Source organism: Caballeronia sp. LjRoot34 (assembly GCF_964253815.1).
Classification (GTDB): domain Bacteria; phylum Pseudomonadota; class Gammaproteobacteria; order Burkholderiales; family Burkholderiaceae; genus Caballeronia.
Window position 1 is genome coordinate 497,612 of the sequence record NZ_CAXUSB020000002.1, and the last position, 19,642, is coordinate 517,253.

The 19,642-nt window shown below is 60.6% G+C and carries 20 protein-coding genes; 11 read left to right on the plus strand and 9 right to left on the minus strand.

Going from position 1 to position 19,642, the window contains the following annotated elements; genetic code table 11:
• Positions 1 to 92 precede the first annotated feature (92 nt).
• Positions 93 to 590, minus strand: coding sequence for a hypothetical protein (locus tag ACSQ36_RS21710; protein ID WP_436183520.1), 498 nt, complete (start codon positions 588 to 590; stop codon positions 93 to 95).
• A gap of 251 nt (positions 591 to 841) precedes the next feature.
• On the opposite strand from ACSQ36_RS21710, the gene ACSQ36_RS21715 reads away from it, so the two are divergent.
• The 3 genes from ACSQ36_RS21715 to ACSQ36_RS21725 all read left to right on the plus strand — a co-directional run bounded on the left by ACSQ36_RS21715 (position 842) and on the right by ACSQ36_RS21725 (position 2,815).
• Positions 842 to 1,261, plus strand: a complete 420-nt coding sequence (locus ACSQ36_RS21715) for a DUF4160 domain-containing protein (protein WP_436183521.1) — start codon at positions 842 to 844, stop codon at positions 1,259 to 1,261.
• Positions 1,258 to 1,710 (plus strand): DUF2442 domain-containing protein, encoded by a 453-nt coding sequence (locus tag ACSQ36_RS21720; RefSeq protein WP_436183522.1) that lies wholly within the window; start codon positions 1,258 to 1,260, stop codon positions 1,708 to 1,710. The genes ACSQ36_RS21715 and ACSQ36_RS21720 overlap by 4 nt, the downstream gene beginning before the upstream one ends.
• A gap of 409 nt (positions 1,711 to 2,119) precedes the next feature.
• A complete protein-coding gene (locus ACSQ36_RS21725; RefSeq protein ID WP_436183523.1) occupies positions 2,120 to 2,815 on the plus strand; it encodes a glycosyltransferase in 696 nt (231 codons plus the stop codon).
• A gap of 154 nt (positions 2,816 to 2,969) precedes the next feature.
• On the opposite strand, the gene ACSQ36_RS21730 is transcribed toward ACSQ36_RS21725, so the two are convergent.
• The 4 genes from ACSQ36_RS21730 to ACSQ36_RS21745 form a co-directional block, all read right to left on the minus strand.
• Entirely contained in the window at positions 2,970 to 3,557 is a 588-nt protein-coding gene (locus tag ACSQ36_RS21730) for a nucleotidyltransferase family protein (RefSeq protein ID WP_436183524.1), read from the minus strand.
• A gap of 121 nt (positions 3,558 to 3,678) precedes the next feature.
• A complete protein-coding gene (locus ACSQ36_RS21735) occupies positions 3,679 to 5,907 on the minus strand; it encodes a xanthine dehydrogenase family protein molybdopterin-binding subunit (RefSeq protein ID WP_436183525.1) in 2,229 nt (742 codons plus the stop codon).
• Positions 5,904 to 6,893 (minus strand): FAD binding domain-containing protein, encoded by a 990-nt coding sequence (locus ACSQ36_RS21740; protein WP_213766140.1) that lies wholly within the window; start codon positions 6,891 to 6,893, stop codon positions 5,904 to 5,906. Before ACSQ36_RS21740 ends, ACSQ36_RS21735 begins: the two co-directional genes overlap by 4 nt.
• Before the next feature lie 9 nt (positions 6,894 to 6,902).
• Positions 6,903 to 7,622 (minus strand): 2Fe-2S iron-sulfur cluster-binding protein, encoded by a 720-nt coding sequence (locus ACSQ36_RS21745; protein WP_436183526.1) that lies wholly within the window; start codon positions 7,620 to 7,622, stop codon positions 6,903 to 6,905.
• Between the two features lie 422 nt (positions 7,623 to 8,044).
• Here ACSQ36_RS21745 and ACSQ36_RS21750 point away from each other — a divergent pair, with 422 nt between their 5' ends.
• Both ACSQ36_RS21750 and ACSQ36_RS21755 read left to right on the plus strand, forming a co-directional pair.
• Positions 8,045 to 8,359, plus strand: coding sequence for a type II toxin-antitoxin system MqsR family toxin (locus ACSQ36_RS21750; RefSeq protein WP_436184913.1), 315 nt, complete (start codon positions 8,045 to 8,047; stop codon positions 8,357 to 8,359).
• Between the two features lie 2 nt (positions 8,360 to 8,361).
• Positions 8,362 to 8,763, plus strand: coding sequence for a type II toxin-antitoxin system MqsA family antitoxin (locus ACSQ36_RS21755; RefSeq protein WP_213766172.1), 402 nt, complete (start codon positions 8,362 to 8,364; stop codon positions 8,761 to 8,763).
• Between the two features lie 82 nt (positions 8,764 to 8,845).
• On the opposite strand, the gene ACSQ36_RS21760 is transcribed toward ACSQ36_RS21755, so the two are convergent.
• From ACSQ36_RS21760 to ACSQ36_RS21770, 3 genes are all read right to left on the minus strand, one after another.
• Positions 8,846 to 9,646 carry a transporter substrate-binding domain-containing protein gene (locus ACSQ36_RS21760; RefSeq protein WP_436183527.1) on the minus strand — a complete coding sequence of 267 codons (801 nt, stop codon included), beginning with the start codon at positions 9,644 to 9,646 and terminating at the stop codon, positions 8,846 to 8,848.
• Positions 9,647 to 9,850: 204 nt separating this feature from the next.
• Positions 9,851 to 10,375, minus strand: a complete 525-nt coding sequence (locus tag ACSQ36_RS21765) for an isochorismatase family protein (RefSeq protein WP_436183528.1) — start codon at positions 10,373 to 10,375, stop codon at positions 9,851 to 9,853.
• The gene (locus ACSQ36_RS21770; protein WP_436183529.1) at positions 10,365 to 11,699 is read right to left on the minus strand and encodes an inositol monophosphatase; all 1,335 of its coding nucleotides are present in this window, start codon (positions 11,697 to 11,699) and stop codon (positions 10,365 to 10,367) included. The genes ACSQ36_RS21765 and ACSQ36_RS21770 overlap by 11 nt, the downstream gene beginning before the upstream one ends.
• Before the next feature lie 192 nt (positions 11,700 to 11,891).
• Here ACSQ36_RS21770 and ACSQ36_RS21775 point away from each other — a divergent pair, with 192 nt between their 5' ends.
• From ACSQ36_RS21775 to ACSQ36_RS21800, 6 genes are all read left to right on the plus strand, one after another.
• On the plus strand, positions 11,892 to 12,311 hold the full coding sequence (locus tag ACSQ36_RS21775) for a GFA family protein (protein ID WP_436183530.1): 420 nt from the start codon (positions 11,892 to 11,894) through the stop codon (positions 12,309 to 12,311).
• Between the two features lie 36 nt (positions 12,312 to 12,347).
• The gene (locus ACSQ36_RS21780; RefSeq protein WP_436184914.1) at positions 12,348 to 12,908 is read left to right on the plus strand and encodes a DUF488 domain-containing protein; all 561 of its coding nucleotides are present in this window, start codon (positions 12,348 to 12,350) and stop codon (positions 12,906 to 12,908) included.
• A gap of 194 nt (positions 12,909 to 13,102) precedes the next feature.
• The gene (locus tag ACSQ36_RS21785; protein WP_436183531.1) at positions 13,103 to 14,668 is read left to right on the plus strand and encodes a S53 family peptidase; all 1,566 of its coding nucleotides are present in this window, start codon (positions 13,103 to 13,105) and stop codon (positions 14,666 to 14,668) included.
• 84 nt (positions 14,669 to 14,752) lie between these two features.
• Positions 14,753 to 16,363, plus strand: coding sequence for a S10 family peptidase (locus ACSQ36_RS21790; RefSeq protein WP_436183532.1), 1,611 nt, complete (start codon positions 14,753 to 14,755; stop codon positions 16,361 to 16,363).
• Positions 16,364 to 16,494: 131 nt separating this feature from the next.
• Positions 16,495 to 18,645 (plus strand): catalase HPII, encoded by a 2,151-nt coding sequence (katE, locus tag ACSQ36_RS21795; protein WP_436183533.1) that lies wholly within the window; start codon positions 16,495 to 16,497, stop codon positions 18,643 to 18,645.
• 182 nt (positions 18,646 to 18,827) lie between these two features.
• Entirely contained in the window at positions 18,828 to 19,130 is a 303-nt protein-coding gene (locus tag ACSQ36_RS21800; protein ID WP_213766149.1) for a putative quinol monooxygenase, read from the plus strand.
• A gap of 66 nt (positions 19,131 to 19,196) precedes the next feature.
• Here ACSQ36_RS21800 and ACSQ36_RS21805 read toward each other — a convergent pair whose 3' ends face one another.
• On the minus strand, positions 19,197 to 19,637 hold the full coding sequence (locus ACSQ36_RS21805) for a PRC-barrel domain-containing protein (protein ID WP_213766150.1): 441 nt from the start codon (positions 19,635 to 19,637) through the stop codon (positions 19,197 to 19,199).
• Positions 19,638 to 19,642 lie beyond the last annotated feature (5 nt).

The following is a 19,642-nucleotide window of genomic DNA, read 5'->3' on the forward strand; positions in this document are numbered from 1 at the left end:
TCAAATTCGTTCACATCCGGATTTTCACCCGGTAAACGGTGATTTTTTTGCGATGTCCTTCGCCGCGGTTTATCCGGCGAAACGCGCGACGATCAGCTTTCTGCCGGTTCCAGACCTTCGGCTTGCGGTTTGAATGCATCGGCGCGACGGCGAATTTCTTCCGCTTCCACGGTCACGAACGTCCGGTTGTCGGCGGCGAGGGCGTTTTGATACGAGACGCCTTCCGGGACACGATGCAGCAGCGCGCGCAGTTCACCCTGGGTGGTCTGTTCGACGGGTTCGTAGTTGTAGAGCCGCAGCGTGAGTTCCGTGCGCTCATGCAGCAGGAACAGGCACGCCGCAAACACCGCCGCGCCGACCACTTCCTGGGCACCGAAACTGAAGTCGTCGGGGATGGACGAGAACGGCAGCATGGCGACGACGATCACACCCAAGATAGCCAGCGCGATGGTCGCATGGAGGAAAAACTGCGCGCGCCCGACGATGCGGTCGTGTTCCGCCTTGAGTTGCCCGGCGGATCTCGGAACGAGCGCCGCGTGGCCTTGTTTTTGTCGACGTTGCTGGAGGGCTGAAAGCGGAAGGGCGGCCATGGAGTCGGTTGCCTTGAAAATCGTCGCCAGGATTGGCGCTGTCCACGGGTTAACGCCAAGCTTTCAGGAAAGTTGACTCTGGTTACGTGTTGTTTCAGTTGGATCTCAAAATGTTTCGGGCGGTTTTACTCGTTAGCCATTCGGACAGCTATCAGAGGTCGACTGCTCGTGTGTAATATTTACCACGTCGGGATGCTTATTTCGCCGATAGTTGTTAGCAACCTTCGCGCAAACAAGGGAGAATAAAATCGATGAAAGTGGGTCAATATAAGGGGAGGCGAATCGCTGTGCTCACAAGAGACGAGCATTGTCCGCCGCATGTGCATCTGGATGGCGGCGACTGGTCCGCACGGTTTGAATTTTCGTTCTGGCACAACGGGGTGAGTCTGTTGGACGTCATTCCGGATACCGCCAGGGTGCCTTCTCAAGTGAAAAGTGACGTCATCGCCATTGTCAAAGGTCGCTTGCCCGTGGCCAGGGAAAGTTGGATGGAAGCTATAAAAAACACCTGCCTGGAAAATCAGGCGTGGGACGACGCAAAACAGTACGTTGTGAAGCCGAATCTGGCGGGAAGGACGCTGGTCAACATCCAGGCGGGAACGTACGATCCCGCCGAGCGTCTGACCGTGCTGCACTTGGCAGACCGCACGCAAGTAGGGATCAAGTTATGAAAATCATCAACGCGCCTGACGAGAAACCTGTCGATCTCGACGAGGGAAGCAACACGCTTTTCGTTTTGGAGCGTCGCCCGGTTGGCGCAGTGTTCAAGCTCAACGCTGCTTTGGAGACCATCCAGAGCGCCTTGCATGGCGCTCGTTCCGGTGCTTTCCCTAGTATTGCGGACGGTGTGAAATATCTCCCGGAGCAGGCCGTGATCATGATCCATTTCCCGCGTGGAAAGAGTGTCGTGATCCCGGTGAACCAGATATCAGAACTGGATAACGTCCCGGCTGACGCGCTCTCGTCACTTGCACTGTCCTTTGCTGGTACGGCGCTCACCCTGATAGATCACAATATCGACATATCCGTACAGGGGCTAATGAAGTCCCGTCAAGGTACGGATGGCTCAGGATTGCCGGAAGATCGGTTCAATGGAAACGCCGCTAAGCACTTCGGTTGAGGCGCAAGCCTGCAAACCTCGGCGGCAGTAGCAACATGGTAAAAGTCCAAAGTCGAATGCTTCCACGGTGGTTAGGGTCGAGCTAAGGGCTGCCAACAAGTTTCACGATCAAATGGCCGATTGAGCCGCCCGATGCTGTTTTCTGCGAAAACGGCCTTCTCGTGGAACAGGCGAAGCCGGCCCACTCGCTGCTTTGTTTTCCGAGTGCGTGTGTACTCCAGGCACGCCTGTGCCATCCCATCCCAGTATTGTCCGCGATTCAAACGTCTACCCCTTCCAATGTTCGCTTGCCCACATTTCGCCTGGGTGCCGGCAGACCTTTCAATTCACTGGGAATAGCCATTGCTGTGTCCTTCGGCAACCGTGTCCGGGCAATCTGGACGCCAAAAATGCGAAGGGAGAAAACAACATGCTTGGCATCGTCATTCCCGCTCATAACGAAGGGGCACATATCGGGGCGTGCGTAAGCGCGGCAAAACGCGCGGCGAATCATCATGAATTGCTGGGGGAGGACGTGCGCGTGATCGTGGTCGTCGATCATTGCACCGACGATACCGCCGCTATCGCTGCCTCGCTGGGGGCCGACGTGCTCAGTGTGAGCGCGCGCAATGTAGGCGTGGCGCGGGCGGAGGGGGCGCACCGTGCGTTGTCGCTGGGCGCGCGCTGGCTGGCGTTCACCGATGCAGACAGCGTCGTCGCCGATGACTGGCTGGTGCGGCAACTCGATTGCCGCGCCGATGCGGTGTGCGGTGTGATCGCCGTCCACGACTGGTCGCCGCATCTGGCGGCCGTGCGGGAGCATTTCGCGCGCACTTATACCGATGCCGACGGTCATCGGCACATTCATGGCGCGAACATGGGGGTATCGGCGGAAGCGTATGTGCGGGTAGGCGGCTTCGCGCCGCTCGAGCACAGCGAGGACGTGGCGCTGGTGGAAGCGTTGATTGCGGACGGGGCATCGATCGCATGGAGCGCTTTACCGAGAGTGGTCACGAGTGCGCGCACGGATTTCCGCGCGCTGAAGGGGTTTGGCGCGACGCTGGTGGATGTGAGTCGGCGATGTTTTTTGGCGGAGACAGACGAGGATGGGGCGTTGGCGGCTTGAGAGATTGGGGATCGGATGCGCGAGTCAATGTGATTCGCGTCTTGCCGACAGCGTGACTGTTGCGGCATTTTTATCGCAATGGAGCAATCGGATCTCCCGTGAAGTCCGGTTCCGCGTGCTATATGAACGGATAGCGCCCGATCGCTTCAACATCTCAATGCAACTGCAAATCCTCCGGTAAATCCACATCGCGCAAAATGTTCGCGTCTTCAACGTCGATACGCTGAACCGCTTCCGACATAAACAACGCCCTCGCGCCGGCATCGCCGTCGAGCGCGCTGAGCGCGTCAAGATGCATGGCGCCAAATCCCGCCGGATGTCCCCTTTGCCCGCGATAAAACGGCGCAACAATCGAGGCCCCCGCGTCCAGCGATCGCGCCACCGCCTCGACCGTCCCGGGCTCGATCCACGGCATATCGCCAAGCGTGACCAGCCAGCCGTCCGCGTCCTGCGTCGCGCGGACCGCAGCGGCAAGGGTCGCGCCCATGCCGCGCTCGGCATCGATGGAAAACATCACGTCGCAGCCCGCTTCGTTCAACACCTCCGCCAGCTTCTCCGACCCCGGCCGAACCACTGCTACCACCCGCGACACCGCCGACAGCAACCGTCGAGCGGACTGAAATACAACCGGCGTGCCGTCCGGAAGCGTGGCGAGAAGTTTGTTGTGAAGACCGCTTGGATCGAAGCGGGAACCGTAACCGGCTGCAAGCAGAATGCCGGTCGCACTCGATGAATAACTCATGGCCGGCTTCCTGATAGTAAGAAGCGTCGATTTTGACAAGCACCACGATACACCGCAAGCACGAAAAAAAGCCGCGCGGCAAGCGCCGGAGCACAGCCGCGCGGTTTTCCCGGCAAAAACGTCACACCGTTGTTTTCGGCATCACCTTGTCGAGCGTGATCGGCAAATCGCGCACCCGCACGCCAGTCGCGTGATACACGGCATTTGCTATCGATCCCGCCGCCCCTGTAATACCGATCTCGCCAATCCCGCGCGCGCCGAGCGGGTTGATATGCGGATCGGATTTGCCCAGCAAGGTGATGTCGAGCAACCCGATATCGGCGTTCACCGGCACGTGATACTCGGCAAGGTTGGCATTGGTGTAGCGGCCATAGCGCGTATCGAGTTCGCTCTTCTCGGTCAACGCCGAGCCGATGCCCCACACGAGACCGCCCATCAACTGGCTATGAGCGGTCTTTTCGTTGAGCAGGCTGCCGACGTCGTACACCGCCACAATGCGCGGCACGCGGATCGTGCCCAGGTCTGCATCGACGTGAACTTCCGTGAACACTGCGCCGAACGAGTGAAACGCGAACTGCTGTTTCTCATCGCCGGGCTTGGTGGTCGCCAAGGCTTCGATCGGTTTGCCGCCGTTGCGTGCGATCACCGCGGCAGCCGGATCACGCTTCGATGGATCGGCGCGACTGATGACCCAGCCGTTGTTGATGGTGACGTCGTCGATGGAACCTCCGCTCAGTGGCGACCCTGAATCCGCTATTGCCATGGCAATCAACTTGGCGCGTGCCTGCGACGCCGCTTCACGTACCGCGGGCGACACGCTCGCCGCCGACTGCGAACCGCCCGACACCGGCGCGTGCGGCAGCGACGAATCGCCGAGCGCGAAGTTGACCTTGTCTACCGGAAAGCCTAATGCGTCGGCGGCGACTTGCGTCATCACGGTATAGGTGCCGGTGCCGAGATCCTGCGTACCCGACGCGACCATCGCCGTGCCGTCCGGCAAGATGCGCGCAATAGCGGATGCCTCGCTGCGGTTCGCCGGATACGTTGCGGTCGCCATGCCGAAACCGATCAGCGTGTTGCCGTCGCGCATGGAACGCGGCTTGGGATTACGCCGCGACCAGCCGAATTTATCGGCGCCGATTTGATAACACTCGCGCAGTGATTTCTCCGACCACGGCTTCTTTTCCTGCGGTTCCATCTCGGCATAGTTCTTCAGCCGGAATGCGAGCGGGTCCATGTTCAGCTGGTAGGCCATTTCGTCCATCGCGGATTCGAGCGCGAATGAGCCGCTCGTTTCGCCGGGCGCGCGCATGAACGTCGGTGTGCCGACATCGAGTTTCACCAGTTTGTGCGTGGTCGCCTGGTTCGGCACGGCATACAGCATGCGCGTGAGGATGGCCGAGCTTTCGTTCCAGTCTTCAAACGTCGATGTGGTCGAGATCACATCATGGCGCATGCCGGTGAGCGTGCCGTCGTCGCGGGCCGAGAGCTGGATGTGCTGATCGGTGAACGGCCGGTTGCCGACCATGCCGAACATTTGCGGACGCTCCAGCACGAGCCGAACCGGGCGGCCGGCTTGCTTCGCGGCCATGGCGGCAAGCACGACGTGCGACCACGCCGAGCCCTTGCATCCAAAACCGCCACCAACGAACGGGCAGAGCACCCGCACGTTTTCTTCCTTGATGCCGAGCGTTTTCGCCACCGCGCCGCGTGCGCCGGAGACGCCTTGGGTTGCATCGTAGAGGGTGAGGTTTGGGCCATCCCAGCGGGCAAGCGTGGCGTGCGGCTCCATCGGATTATGGTGTTCGTTCGGCGTGGTGTAGACCACGTCGAGGCTCGTCGTGCCCTGACGCAGGCCGGCTGCGACATCGCCGCGCTGGGTGTTGATCGGCCGCCCCATCATTTTTTCCGGCTGGTAAGCGGTGCCTTTCGCGCGCTGATAGTCCGCGTTGGGCGTCGCGGCTTCGTATCGAATCGATGCCTGGAGTTTGCGGGCGCCATCGGTTGCGCGTTCCAGCGTATCAGCAACGACTACGGCCACCGGCTCGTTGCTGTAGCGCACTTCGTCGGTTTGCAGGAGCGACAACCGGCGCACGGCCGGCGGCTCGGCATTCGGTTTGCCGCCATTGGGCAGGCGCATGGCGGTTTCGTGCGTCATCACGAGCAGCACGCCGGGCATGGCCTGTATGCGCACGGTATCCATTGAAGCCACCCTGCCATGCGCGATCGTGCTTGTCACCAGCACCGCATGCGCGAGCTTGGCTTCTGGGTTATCGGCGGCATATTTTGCCTGGCCCGTGACTTTCAGAAGACCGTCGGTGCGGTCGAGCGGTTGTCCAAGAACACTCATGCCACACCTCCTGCAGTCGACACCGCGCGGATAATCGCGCGCTGCGCCAGTTCGATCTTGAAGCCATTCTCGCGATAACTCCGCGCGTCGCGAACGGCAAGCGCCGCGGCGCTACGCAACGTGTCGCGTGATAACGGCTGGCCAGTGAGCGCTTGCTCGGTCGCCGTGGCACGCCACGGTTTGTGCGCGACGCCGCCCAGCGCGATACGCGCTGTCCTCACTGTGTTGCCGTCCATCTGCAACGCGGCGGCCACCGACACAAGCGCGAATGCGTAGCTCGCGCGGTCGCGTACCTTCAGATAATGCGAGTGCTGTGCAAAGAGCGGCGGTGGCAGATCGACGGACGTGATCAGTTCGCCGGGTTGCAGCGTGGTATCGACTTCAGGATGATCGCCCGGCAAACGATGAAACTCTGCGAACGCAATCGTGCGTTCACCCTGGGGACCGTTCACGTGCACCAGGGCATCGAGTGCGGCGAGCGCCACGTTCATATCGGATGGGTTCGTCGCAATGCATTGCGCGCTCGCACCCAAAATTGCGTGGATGCGGCTGTTGCCTTCTATCGCCGCACAGCCGCTTCCGGGCGTGCGTTTGTTGCATTGGGGAAAGCCGGTGTCGTAGAAGTAATAACAGCGTGTGCGTTGCATCAGGTTGCCGCCGACGGTGGCCATGTTGCGCAACTGCGCCGATGCACCCGCGAGGAACGCCTGCGACAGCAGCGGATAACGCCCGCGAATCCATGCATGATTCGCGGCGTCGCTGTTGCGGACCAGCGCACCGATCCGCAGGCCGCCGTCGGGCAGTTCGCTCACCGTGTTCAAGCCGGCTATATGGGTGATGTCGACAAGCTTCATTGGCCTTGCGACGCCGCCTTTCATCAGGTCGAGCAGATTCGTTCCGCCGCCGATAAACGCGACACCCGGCTGCTGCGCTGCCTTGATCGCCGCGCTTACGTCAGTGGCGCGTTCGTAGGAAATAGCATCCATTTTGCGCTCCTAAGCTTTATTGATCGCGACGGTTTTCACCGCCGCGACAATGTTCGGATACGCACCACAGCGACAGATATTGCCGCTCATGCGTTCGCGGATTTCATCGTCGGAGAGTTGGGGCGGACGGTAGCGGACATCGGCGGTCGCGGCGCTGGCGTCGCCGGCCCGGAATTCATCGATCAGCGCGGTGGCCGAACACAGTTGGCCGGGCGTACAGAAACCGCACTGGAAGGCGTCGTGATCGATGAAAGCCTTTTGTATCGGACTGAGACTGAGCGTTTGCGCGTTGGCGAGTCCTTCCACGGTCACGATCGATTCCCCCTCGTGCATGACGGCGAGCGTCAGGCACGAGTTGATGCGGCGGCCGTTCGCGATGACCGTGCACGCGCCGCACTGGCCCCGGTCGCAGCCTTTCTTCGTGCCGGTGAGGCTCGCGTATTCGCGCAATGCGTCGAGCAGGGTCGTGCGTGCTTCGAGTTGCATTTCGTAAGCATGGCCGTTGATGGTCAGCTTCACGGGCATGAGCGGCGCGGCGGTGGTGGGCGTTGGCGGCGGTGGTGCGGAAGTCGCCGCCGGTTGCTGCGCATGGGCGAGCGGCGCGGCGGTGACGGCTGCCGCGGCTGCTGCGGCTGCTGCGGATTGCAGGAACCTGCGCCGGGACGGTTTTATTGCTTCGGATGATTCGGGGTCCGCGTTGCTGTTACGGGGGACGTTGATGTGGCGCATGGCGATATGAAGCTCCTCGCTCGGTCGAGTTGGCGCTGCGTTGGCTGGACGCGTCTGGGGTGGCGGCGTGTCTGGCTGGAAAAGAAACTGACGACATTCGCGTCAATGATGCAGGACGCAATACGATGACGCGAATGAAGATGAACGGCAGCCAGCAAATCCAGTGCCATCGACGCGCGCCGCGCCCCTACGGTGTTTGCCGTTCAGGATTGCAGGTAAGGGCTACATTCATCGGTAAATCGCGAAGCGGGAAAGATTGGGGTTCTCTGCGCTTACTGTGCGTTGGCAGGTTCGATGTCCGTTTCCCGGTTCCATCCGATCACTCATTTGATGGCGCGAAAGTGACCTGGAAGTGCCGCAGAAGTGGCGCCTTTGTCATATCGGAAAATCGGCCAACACACCCTTGCAATCAAAATAACCAAATAGGTTATTTTGATTGCAAGGAAAAAGGCGTCCCGCACTGCAAACTGTCTCTCATTATCGCCTTGATCGAAGCGGGTAAAGTCCGCTCAACTTTGTCGGCACTCGCCGGCGGAGCTGCGCTGGGCTTTGACTTCGAGGGAGTCATCGGCGTAGTCAAAGCGCTGGTCTCAACCGACTTTTACAAAAGCATGACCACGCACGCCGATCACCGTGTCTGGCAGGACGTGTATCAACCGACTACGCCCGCAGGACCGGTCTATCTGAAATTGACGGTCATTGATGACGTGCTCGTCGTGTCCTTCAAGGAGCTATGAACATGAAGTGTCCAATTTGCGCGGCGGCAGAGCTGGTGCATGACACGCGCGACGTGCCATACACATACAAGGGCGAGTCGACCGTCATTCCAGATGTGACCGGTGATTTCTGCCCCGCATGTAGCGAGGCTATTTTTGATTTATCCGAGTCGACGCGCGTCAGCGCGGCAATGCTTGAATTCAACAAACAAGTGAATGCATCGATTGTCGATCCGGCTTTTATTGCAGGCGTCCGTAAGAAGCTTGCACTGGATCAACGCGAAGCTGCTGAAATATTCGGCGGTGGCGTCAACGCGTTTTCGCGCTACGAGAACGGTAAGACCAAACCGCCGTTGGCCTTGGTCAAGCTATTGAAGATACTGGATCACCACCCTGATTTGCTCGACGAGGTAAGGGCGGCTTAAAGTTGATCTCGGTACCACCACAACCAGAAATGCAAACTGCCACCTCGCGGTGGCAGTTTCACATCGACAACACTGAGCTTGCTTACAAATCGCTCGGATACGGCGCTTTGAGCCACTTCGTCGAGAGCTTGTTCAGCGTGCCGTCGTTCTTCGCTTTCAGCACAGCCCCATCCACTTCCTTCAGCAGGCGTGTCTCGCCTTTGTTCACGGCAACATGGTCGGGTGAACTAAAAAGCTGGAATTTCTGCTCGGGCGCGATCGGCGGATTACGCGCGATGATCGTTGCGCCGACGTCGTTACCCACCACCAACAACTGAACCTGCCCCGACAGAAACGCCGAAATGGCGCCATTGGGATCGTCGAAACGCTTGATGGTCGCGTCCGGCGGCGCGACCTTCGTCACGCTCAAATCTTCCAGCGTGCCGCGCGCCACCGAGATCGTCTTGCCTGCGAGATCCTTTTCGCTTTTCACCGGCAACGACTTCGGTCCGAACACCGCGAGATAGTACGGCGCATACGGCCGCGAAAAATCGAGCACCTTGTCGCGCTCCGGCGTCTGGCCCACGCTCAACAGCACGTCGGCCTTGCCGGTGGCGAGATAGGCAATGCGGTTTTCGCCGGTGATGGGTACAAGGTCGACCTTAACCTTCATCGTCTTGGCCAGATAGTCGGCCATCTCGATGTCATAACCCTGGGGTTTCATGTCCGGACCGATAGAGCCGAACGGCGGATAGTCCATGAATACGCCAACCCGGAGCACGCCGTTTTTCTGGACGGTATCGAGGGCATCCGCGTGGGCGAAGGTGGCCGTGGCCGCCAAGGGCACGGCGAAAGCCGCAGCCACGAAGAGGCGCCGGGCGAGGCGGGAAAGGCGAGTCGTCATGATGGTGGCCTTGGGCAGAAAAGTCGGAGAGCGGGAAATCGGCATCTACTCGCGGTATTGACTCGCAGTATCCACTCGACATCCCGGAGCGCTACGTGACCGTACGCGTGCAAGCACTCTAGGCAGGCCAAAAACCCGCAACAATCGAAATCTGCTCATGCCAGCCATGACTGGCGTGCATGGCTCGCGGCGCATTTCCCGATGCTATTTGATCAGCGCCAATGCGTCCTTGAAACGCGGATGCCGGCAGCTTCCCAACCAGCCGAAGATCGCGGTTTCCGTGGTGGTAGGAAGCGCGCCCTCGCGCTGCGCTCGAGCCAGCGCGATTGCCTTATTCTCCGGGGCGCGTGAGCCGACCGCATCGGCGATCAGTTCCACCGTATAGCCCAGTTTCAGCAAGCCGGTCACGGTCAGCAACACGCACACATGCGCTTCGCAACCGGCCACGAACAGCACAGTTTCCTTCGACGGCAACGCTGCCACGAAGTCCGGGCACAGCGTGGCGTCGAAGGTGTCCTTCTCGATCGCGCGCTGCCGCTCGCCAATCAGGCCATCGACGCACGCGCCAAGGCGGAGCGGATTCTGCTCGGTGACAAGGACCGGGATATCGAGCAAACCGGCTGCTTTCACGAGCGTTAAACAACGCTTCAGCACAGCCGCGCCGTTATCGATATGCGGCAACAATTTCGCCTGCATATCGATGACAACAAGCACCGGATCAGGCTTCACTTTCCATGATCCGGTCGATCAGCCGCGCGTTTTCCCCCGCCGACCCAATGCCTTCGTGCTTGGCCATCGGGATGAAAAAATGCATCTTTACGTTCGGCAGGTTTGCATGATCCAGCCATTGCGTCAGATGCCGGGTGAGCCTTTGCGCGGGCGCGTCGACCTCGGCGCGCAATGCGGGCGGCAACTGACTGAGATAACGCGCCTCGGTCTGATAGGGCTCGGGCGCGACGCATAACGCATCGGGACGCCCATCGGGGTCTGCCGGCAGGCGTTGCAACGCCTCACGCAGCAACGCGACCCCCAAGCCCTGGCCGCGCCACGGTTTCCTCACTTCCCACGTGCTGATATACACCACCCGATGCGTATTGAACACGCTGCACAGGCGCTCGGCCCCAAGCGCTTCGGTGGCGGCGAGCGCGAGAGACAGCATCTCGCCGGAGTAGGTATCGAGGACATAAACGAGGTCCGCGCTGCTCTGGATGGGCGGCACTTTTACGAGTTTCAGCTCGAGCGCCGCCGCGACGATATCCGTGCCCGCCTCGTGAAACACCGCGAACGCGGTGCCGAGTCGTTCGTCGTCCACCTGCGGATATTCATGCCGATAGGTCATGGTCAACAGGAACGGGCCGATCTTTTCACCGGCTTTTTCACCGGCTTTTTCACGATACGCCAACGGCTTGTCGACGTCGTAATCGCTTGTGCCCTGCAGCCCGTAGGGGTCGTAGTCCTGCGTGGCCGATGCCGGCGCCAGATCCGCAGCCGCTTTCAGCACCACGGCCGGCCGGCGCGACTTGGGCACCAGGTCTTCCGGCAAACCTTCCCAGCTCATGCGAAGAAATTCGCGAGCGCCGCGATAGTGCGTTTCGAATAACGACGCAACCGGCGCCGCTTCGAACGGCGCAAGAATGCGTTCCGCGGATTCGAGCGCACGGTCCATCAATTGATCGGCTTCTGCGGGATCGGGTACGTGCCGCGTGTCATCGCTGTCTGCGCCACCATTGGCCGCATGCTGTTCGCGCGCGAGTTCGAGCCATTCGTCGGCGGCCCGTTCAGCGAGAAATCCGGCCGCAAGCTGGTAACCCGACAGCACGATCGACTTGCCGGTTTCTCCGAGCGGGAACACGTATTCGTCGGTCAAGACATCCGCGACGTGCACGTTTTTGTAATCCTTGCGCGCAGACGGCGCGTTAACGGCCGCGTCATAGCGTTCGTGCGACAGCACGTAGGCCGCGAGATCGGACGCGGCCGGTGTCGCGTACGGCCCGCTCGCTGCGGTAACCGTTGCGCCGGAGGGGAGCAGAGCCAGCAGGGATACGTGCTTCATGAGTGCCATCTCCGTCTCGTGGGGTGTCATCGTAGCAAAACCGCACTTTTTTGCACGTCGCAAAGCCGATGCGGCGCGCAGGTTGCTACCACGCGGATTGCTACTAAGATTGTTGCCATGGCCGCCGCTGCCAGCGGTGTCAGGGTCCTGCATGCCAGTAGATAACAGATACCAGATTATAGGGAGGCTGCGATGAACGACATGATTCAGAACACGGATCAGGAAGTTCGACATGAAGGGGGCTGCGCGTGCGGTGCGTGGCGTTTTACGGCGACGGCCGCGCCGGATCGCGTCGGACTTTGCCATTGCATGACATGCCGACGCGTGCATGGTTCGGCGTTTGGCGCGTACGCGGTGTATGCGGAGGAGCAGGTCACCATGTCGGGTGTGACCAAAGCCTGGCAAAGCTCCGCCGATGCCCGCCGTCACTTCTGTCCGGTATGCGGGTCGGTCGCCTACATGGCGTATGTCAACAATGACGAAATCGACTTGCCGATTGGCGCCTTCGACGAAACCGGTTTTCTCGACCCGTCCTATGAACTCTGGTGCATCCGTCGCGAGCCGTGGCTGTCCGGCGGTGGACGGCGGGAATATCTGGAAGACCGGTCCTGACGGGTGCATTGGATGGCCGGACCAATCGACCGCCAGATGAACGGGCCTTTTTTCACCATTGGTCATTCGACGCGTCCGCTGGCGGAATTTACTGCCTTGCTGAAAGAAAGCGAGATTGAAATGCTGGTCGATATCCGCAGCATTCCGAGATCGCGGACCAATCCGCAATTCAACCTGGACACGCTGCCGGCTTCGCTCCGTGCAGAGGGTGTTGCCTACGTGCATATGACAGCGCTGGGCGGCCGGCGCAGCAAGCGCGACACGGACCAACCGTCGCCGAACACCTACTGGACCCATCCGGCGTTCCGCAATTACGCCGACTACGCACTGGGCGACCCTTTCCGCGAAGCGCTGGAAGAATTGCTAGACCTTGGCCACGCGCGGCGGTGCGCGGTCATGTGCTCGGAAGCCGTGTGGTGGCGGTGTCATCGGCGGATTGTGGCGGATTATCTGCTTGCGCGAGGCGAGACCGTGCTGCACATCATGGGCCCTCATCAGGTCAGGCCCGCGACGCTTACGCCGCAGGCTTTACCCCAGCCCGACGGCACCGTGATCTACCCCGAATCAAGCGCAAAACCGGGGGCGACGCCGAATTGACAGTCTCCCTGCAACCGATGCATAAGCAGAAGGCAATCGTTTGCGTATGCTGGAACTGCGCCCGTCGCGCCGTGTCGGATAACAGGCTGAAGCAGGCAAAGATCACCTGGAATCGAGGCGATCGCTGGCAAGTCATCTCGAACTCCGAATCCGCGCGACATGAATTTTTCCGTACCAGCAAGGAGCCACAAGCCATGAGCAAGCATCCGATAACCGGTAGTGACAAGTCGCAACCCGAAGGCGCACGTTGCATCGGCGCATGCAATCCGGACGAAAAAATCGAAGTAGTAGTGATGCTTCGGCGGCAAAACGAGGACGCGTTCCGACAGTTGATGCAAAAGATCAATACGGGCGCCGCCGACGCCGTGCCGGTTTCCCGGGAGGAGTTCGGCAAACGTTTCGGGGCATCGGCTACCGATGTGGCCAAGACGGAAGCCTTCGCGAAGGCGCATGGCCTGAGCGTGGTCCGCTCCGATGCAGGCTCGCGCAGCGTGGTGCTGTCAGGCACCATCGCCCAGTTCAGCGCGGCCTTCGGCGTGAAGCTGGAGCGCTTCGAACATCACGCGATCGGCGAGTATCGCGGGCGCACGGGACCGGTGAACGTGCCGGACGACATGAAGGACATGGTGACCGCGGTGCTGGGTCTCGACAGCCGTCCGCAGGCGCGCCCGCATTTCCGCTTCCGGCCGCCGTTCAAGACAGCGCGCAGCGAATCCAGCACGTCGTACACGCCGCTCGATCTCGCGCGGCTCTACGACTTCCCGAGCGGCGATGGCAGCGGCCAGTGCGTCGGCATTATCGAACTGGGCGGGGGATATAGCGAAAGCGACCTGAGCGCCTATTTTTCGCAACTGGGCGTGGCGCAGCCGACGGTGGTTGCGGTTGGCGTCGACCAGGCCAAAAACGCGCCAACGGGTAACCCGAACGGGCCCGACGGCGAGGTGGCGCTGGACATCGAAATTGTCGGCGCGATTGTTCCGGGCGCGCGCATCGCGGTGTATTTCACGGCCAACAGCGACGCGGGTTTTATCGACGCCGTCAACCGCGCGATTCACGACGATACCAACAAGCCATCGGTCATCTCGATCAGTTGGGGCGGACCGGAAACCAACTGGACGTCGCAATCGCAAAACGCCTTCGACGAAGTCCTGCAATCGGCCGCGGCACTGGGCGTGACCGTGTGCGTGGCCTCCGGCGACAGCGGGTCCAGCGACGGCGCCACGGACGGGCAAGATCACGTCGATTTCCCGGCGTCGAGCCCATACGTGCTCGCGTGCGGTGGAACGCAACTGCGGGCATCGGCGAAAGGGATCAGCAGCGAAGTGGTATGGAACGACGGCGAGCAGGGCGGCGCGGGCGGGGGCGGCGTGAGCGCCGTGTTTGCGTTGCCGGTCTGGCAGGAAGGCTTGAGCGTCACGCGGGTCAGCGGCGGCAAGTCGGCGCTGACCAAGCGCGGCGTGCCCGATGTCGCAGGCGACGCGTCGCCGGTCACGGGCTACGATGTGATTATCGGCGGGACACAGACGGTCGTGGGTGGCACGAGTGCGGTGGCGCCGCTATGGGCGGGGCTGATCGCCCGGATCAACGCGGCGGCCGGCAAGCCGGTGGGTTTCCTCAACCCGAAGCTGTATGGTGCGAAGACTGCGGGCCACGACATCACGCAGGGCAACAACGGCAGCTTCGAGGCGACGGCGGGATGGGACGCGTGTACAGGGCTGGGTAGCCCGGACGGCGTGAAAGTCGCGGCTGCGCTGAAGTAAAGTTTTAGTTGATTGGTTCAGTTTTGATAGTGCTATGACGATGGGCCAGGCAAGAACTCCAACAACACCGGCAAGGGAGCAATCATGACGAACTCCAGTTCAGCGGCGAAAAAATCTTCAACGGGGGATCAGCCTTACTTCGATCCCACCGCTTACGGCAACGGTCCCGACGATTCCATCGACGCGACCCAGACCGACGAAAACGCCGCCATCACGCATCACTCGGCCGTCATAGGCGGCAAGACGATCGACTACACGGCGACGGCCGGGCATCTTGTGATCGTCGATCCAAGCAGTTCCAAGCCCGACGCGAAGCTGTTCTACGTCGCGTTCACGCAGGATCATCAAACTGAAGAATCGCGCCCGGTCACGTTTTTCTATAACGGCGGACCGGGATCGTCGTCAGTATTCGTGCTGCTCGGATCTTTCGCTCCGCAACGGATCAAGACCTCCACGCCCGCGTTCACGCCGCCCGCGCCCTACCAGATGGAGGACAACCCGGACAGCTTGCTCGACAAGAGCGATCTCGTGTTCATCAACCCGGTCGGCACGGGTTATTCGGCGGCCATCGCGCCGAACAAGAACCGCGATTTCTGGGGCGTCGACCAGGACGCGAATTCCCTTAAGCAATTCATCAAGCGCTTCCTGACGAAAAACAATCGCTGGAATTCGCCGAAATTTCTATATGGCGAGTCGTATGGCACGGCGCGCAGTTGCGTGCTCGCGTACCTCTTGCACGAGGACGGCGTGGACCTGAACGGCATCACGCTGCAGTCGTCCATTCTCGACTACACGCAATCCGGCAATCCGGTCGGCGCGCTGCCGACCGCCGCCGCCGATGCCTGGTTTCATCGCAAGCTGGGGGTGCATCCGCGGCCCACGGATCTGCTGACGTTCGCCGAGGAAATCGCGCAATTCGCGCGCACGGATTACCTCGCGGCGCTGCGTAAATTTCCGCAGACGGACAACGACACCGTGGAGAAACTATCCGAATACACGGGCATCGACAAAGCCACGCTGATCGCGTGGAGTCTCGACGTCGCTTCCTACGACAGCCGCGGCAACTCGCTCTTTCTCACCACGCTGCTCAAGTCCAAAGGCGTGGCGCTAGGTTCCTACGACGGCCGCGTGACCGCTATTTCGACGGGTATCGCGGGCAAGATCGATCCGAACTCCGGCGGCAACGATCCCACCATGACAGCCGTGACCGGGGCTTACACGGCGATGTGGAACGAGTACCTGAACGAGCAGTTGAAGTTCACGTCCACGTCGTCGTTTACGGACCTCAACGACCAGGCTTTCGCCAACTGGGACTTCCATCACACGGACCCGACGGGCGCCCAGAAGGGCGTGGACGCGAAGGGTAACGTCATTCTCTATACGGCCGGTGATCTGGCTGCGGTGATGGCGCTCAACATCGACTTGAAGGTGTTGTCGGCGAATGGTTTCTACGACTTCGTGACGCCGTTCTACCAGACGGTGATCGACCTGCAGCAAATGCCGCTCATCGATAAAACCGTGCGGGAGAATTTAACGGCGAAGTTCTACCCGTCGGGCCACATGATTTATCTCGACGGCGGTTCGCGCACGCAACTGAAGGCGGATCTCGCCAAGATGTATCAGGCCGCGACGACCGATCATGAAGCCATGGGCCGGATTCGCGCACTGCAGCAACGCAAGGTTGAAGTGAAATAGCGGGCAATCAGCGGGCAATTGCCAAGGGTTTGACGAGGGTTTGAATCGGCGTCGGCGGGAACACAAGTTGCGAACGGACGAACGAGCGCATGTCGAATGCGCCACTTCAACTGCACACTGGAGTCCTCCCGATGCCGACCTCGAAGAAGAATGCTGGCGCGTCCGCGCCCTCAAAAAACACCAGCGCAGTTGCGCGCACCCCCTCACAAAACAACACCAATCCCAAGCTCGACAGTCTTGAGCCGTTTCGCTCGGACGCGACGGATCAAGCCCTGACGACCAACCAGGGCATCAAGGTTTCTGATAACCAGAACACCCTGAAAGCGGGTCCTCGCGGACCCTCGCTGCTCGAAGATTTCATCATGCGTGAAAAAATCACGCACTTCGATCACGAGCGGATTCCCGAGCGCATCGTCCATGCACGCGGGTCAGCCGCGCATGGCGTGTTCAAGCCGTACAAGGCGCATACGGACCTGACGAAAGCGGCATTCCTGCTGGACCCGAACAAGGAAACGCCGGTGTACGTACGATTCTCGACGGTGCAGGGCTCACGTGGTTCGGCGGACACCGTGCGCGACGTGCGGGGGTTTGCCGTCAAGTTCTACACCGAAGAAGGCAACTTCGACCTGGTCGGCAACAACATGCCCGTCTTTTTCATCCAGGACGCAATCAAGTTCCCGGACTTCGTTCATGCAGTCAAACCGGAACCGCATAACGAAATGCCGCAGGGCGGCTCAGCACACGATACGTTCTGGGACTTTGTCTCGCTCGTGCCGGAGTCCGCGCACATGGTGTTGTGGACCATGTCGGACCGCGCCATTCCGCGCAGCCTGCGGACCATGGAAGGATTCGGTATCCATACGTTTCGTCTGGTGAATGCCGAGGGCAAGGGCAGGTTCGTTAAATTCCACTGGCGCCCGACTATTGGTTCGGCCTCGCTCTTATGGGACGAAGCGCAGAAGCTGGCCGGCAAGGATGCGGATTTTCATCGGCGCGATCTGTGGGAAGCGATCGACATGGGCGACTACCCGGAATGGGAGCTGGGCGTACAGATCGTGGAGGAGGACGACGAGCATTCGTTCGACTTCGATCTGCTCGATCCGACCAAGATCATTCCGGAGGAAATCGTGCCAATCACGATGCTCGGCAAACTCACGCTGAATCGCAATCCGGATAATTTTTTCGCTGAAACGGAGCAGGTGGCGTTCTGTCCCGGGCACATTGTGCCGGGCATCGACTTTTCGAATGATCCGCTGCTTCAGGGCCGTCTGTTTTCGTATACGGACACGCAGATCAGCCGCCTCGGTGGCCCGAACTTTCACGAGATCCCGATCAACCGCACCATCGCGCCGATGCACAACAACCAGCGTGACGCGAAACACCGGATGACGGTGAATCGCGGGCAAGCTTCGTACGAACCCAATTCCATCGATAGTGGCTGGCCAAAGGAAACTGAACCCGCCGCAATTGGCGGCGGGTTCGAGACCTATCCGGAACGCGTGGATGCCGTGAAGATCCGCCAGCGCAGCGAGTCCTTCGCCGATCATTATTCGCAAGCCACGCTGTTCTGGAACAGCATGACGAAGCCGGAGAAAGATCACATCGTAGGCGCGTATTCCTTTGAGCTGAGCAAGGTCGAGCGCAAGCTCATCCGTGAACGGCAACTTGGAATCCTGGCGAATATCGACAGTGAACTGTGTGCGCGTGTCGCCGATAACCTCGGTCTGCCGGCGCCGAAAGCGAGCGCCAGCACGGAGGAATTGGGCAAGTCATCGCTGGCTGAGTCGCCGGCGTTGAGCATTGTTGCGAAGACCAAGCCGTCGGTGAAGACACGCAAGGTCGCCATTCTCGCCGCGAAGGGCGCGGATATTGCCACCATCAAGGCGATCAAGGATGCGCTGACGGCGGAAGGTGCGCATGCGAAGGTGGTCGCGCCGCAGTTGGGCACGTTAGGCGACGGCGTGGAAGTCGATGCAACCATTCTCGGTTTGCCATCGATCATGTTCGACGGCGTGGTGGTAGCCGGCGGCGCGGCGAGCGCGAAGCTCTTGTCGGAATCCGGCGATGCCCGCCACTTCGTACTCGAATCGTTCAAGCACCTCAAGGCGATCGGCGCGGTGGGTGACGGCGAGGACGTGCTGGCCGCCGCCCATCTGCCGACCGGTGACGAGGGCATCAGCGTAGGCAGCGACGCGAACAAGGTGATGAAGGCGTTTATTGCGGCGTTGTCGAAACATCGCGTATGGGCGCGGGCGGAAAAGGCAGAAAGCGTACCGGCGTGATGGGCGCTGAGCGCATGGGTATGTGAAAGGAACCTGCGGCGCCCAGTCGCGGGTTCCTTTTCAATGCAGTTCTTGCAGAGCCTGCCACGCTTTTACAGGTAAGCACCGGCACGCAGGCGGCGCTCGTCTTATGATCGATGAACGCGTTCCCAAACGGCAGACGCGATTCCACGGAGGATGACATGGTCAAGACAGCATTGTGGGTCCGGTTGGAAGCAAAACCCGGCAAGGAGAAAGATGTCGAGGCGTTCTTGCTGGGCGGCCTCGCGCTGGTCGAACAGGAGCCGGCCACGACCGCGTGGTTCGCGCTGCAGTTGAACGCAAGCACGTTCGGAATCTTCGATGCCTTCCCCGACGAAGCCGGTCGCGACGCGCATCTTTCCGGCAAGGTCGCCGAAGCGCTGATGGCGAAGGCGGGCGAACTGTTCGCCTCGCCCCCGCAGATCATGAAGATCGATGTACTGGCAGCAAAGCTGCCGGGCTGAATTCACGCTATACGTGGGTCATTTGCTGCGGCGTTCAGCGCCAGCCGCAGCAAACCTCACATCATTTCAATGATGGTCGTTCGTGAAGGCCGCGCGGGTCTTCGGCGTGGCGGGCATCTTCGCGTATTCAAATTCCGGCAGCGCCTTGATCGCCGCCTTCGTCGCGCCCGCCAATACGATCTTGCCGCCGACTATATCGAGTTGCTCAATGGGAATGGCAACGTCGTGATGCGAGACGCCTGCGAACTGGCTGGCTGCGACGATCGCAAACGACACCGCCTTGTCCGGCGCCACGATGATGTCGTGAATCACGCCGACCCGATCACCGTTCTCGTTGACAACCGGCTTGTTCAGGATGGATTTCTTGATGCTCCACCCGTCCAGGATGGCCGTGGATTCTTCCACGCTGATGCCGATTGTCTGCGAGCCGGCAACTTGCGCCTGCGAAGGAAGGGCGACTTGGGCTAGCGCTGCTGCGAGTAGCGCTGCGATGAGTTTCGTCTTCATGTGTG